Genomic DNA, 1,045 nt, shown 5'->3' with positions numbered 1-1,045 from the left:
TTGGGCGTGAGGTGGATTACCGGTCGCTGTTGTCTGCAAAGGAAAGCAGTAGCTTGATGAAAGCCCTGAAGCAGGAAGGGGAAGCCGGACTCTGGCGTTATCTGCATTCCGAGGATGTTATGGGTCATGCAGGAAAACCCCAGAACAGCATTAACGGCAGCTTTGTGGATTGCCTGCCCAGTAAAGCCTGTGCCACGTTCTGCTACGCCACAAAGGGAAATTACCGGTTCAGCAATCCGTTGATTAAATCTGAAGTGGTGAACTGGGCAGTAGAAAACAATCCGGTTCGTACCGCCAAGCTGGCAGCAGTCAACTATAAAAGCACCGCAGAGTATTATCAGGATAAAGCCCTGCGATTGTTTGATATGGGCGATGGTTCGCAGGCGTGGCTGCCGTTCATTAAACAGATGAACAAGGACGGTATTCGCTTACAGATATTCAGTAAGAATCCTGAGTTTTTACGCCAGATTCCAGCGCAAAACTGGGCAGCTCTTTCCGTGGATAACACTAATTTCGATATGGCAGCGGCTCACCCCGACCTGGCATTGGCGATGGTGTTTGACGGCAGTCCGAACGATATTGAATTTGCAAGGTCAAACTTAGACAGGATCATGGTGATTCTGCCCATTAAGCAGGGGCAGAAGGTGTTGTCGGATAAGGCTACCCTGCGCCGGATGCTGGGCAAGGATGCCATGAAGCGGGTCTGCCCGATTGACGGTGGCTGGAAGAAGATCGAACACCCTACTGATCCGAAGAAGAATTTCAACTGCACCTCCTGTGACCGTTATGGTGGGATGGGTTGCTTTGCAGGGAATGTTACTAAAAAGGTGATGCAGGCTTTTACGGATGCGCCTTTTGAAAAGAATCTGAAAGAACTGAAACAGGAGATAGAGAATGAACCTGAAAAGTATGGAGGCAAAAAGGCATCTGCAAAGCTCCTTGGAGACCTGGACAAAATCCTATCTGCGGTTCGGGCATCTGCTGACGCCAGAGCAGAAAAAGGAAATGCAGAAGCATCAGAAGATGAAGCTGGAAGCCATATCGG

General features: G+C 49.6%; 1 protein-coding gene. It reads left to right on the top strand.

All coding sequences use genetic code 11. The features are described from left to right. Positions 1-56: 56 nt before the first annotated feature. Positions 57-1,045 (top strand): GP88 family protein (locus ACO6UX_RS07020; RefSeq protein ID WP_422446173.1); only part of this gene is annotated, 989 nt, incomplete at its 3' end.

Source organism: Endozoicomonas sp. ALB091 (assembly GCF_049310265.1).
In the GTDB taxonomy this organism is placed as follows: Bacteria; Pseudomonadota; Gammaproteobacteria; order Pseudomonadales; family Endozoicomonadaceae; genus Endozoicomonas.
The sequence above is the reverse complement of the archived record's forward strand: the minus strand, read 5'-3'. Positions and strand labels throughout refer to the sequence as shown.